A 421-nucleotide genomic window follows, 5' to 3' on the forward strand; every position below is an offset into this window, starting at 1 on the left:
TCGAAATGGAATTGGGCACGCCGCTTTTCGACCGGAGCTCTCATCGGCCGGTCCTGACCGCGGAAGGTCGGGCTTTGCTGGAGGACAGTCGCTCTCTGCTGCTGCGGGCGGACCTGCTCCGCGCCAAGGCAAGGGGCATGGGAAGCGGTCTCGAAATTGAACTAACCATAGTGGCGGATACGCTGTTTCCCATTTCAATAATCGGCGAGGCGCTCGGCCTGCTCCATGTGGCTTTTCCATCGGTCGGCGTTGAGTTGCTCACAGGGGCTCTGGGGGAGCCAGTAGATGCATTACTGGGTGGGGCGGCCGGCCTTGCGATTACGGTGGGCGAAGATCTACGGGATCCGCGGCTGGAGTTCGACGCTCTGGCGCCTGTTTCTTCCCCTGCTGTCGTAGGTGCCGGCCATGCCCTCGCCCGCAG

Annotated in this window: 1 protein-coding gene; it reads left to right on the plus strand. The window is 62.7% G+C overall.

All coding sequences use genetic code 11. From position 1 onward, the window contains the following. The coding region (locus EN808_RS35195; RefSeq protein ID WP_189524245.1) for a LysR family transcriptional regulator at positions 1 to 421 on the plus strand (421 nt) is incomplete at both ends.

This window comes from Mesorhizobium sp. M8A.F.Ca.ET.165.01.1.1 (assembly GCF_004792065.1).
Lineage (GTDB): Bacteria > Pseudomonadota > Alphaproteobacteria > Rhizobiales > Rhizobiaceae > Mesorhizobium.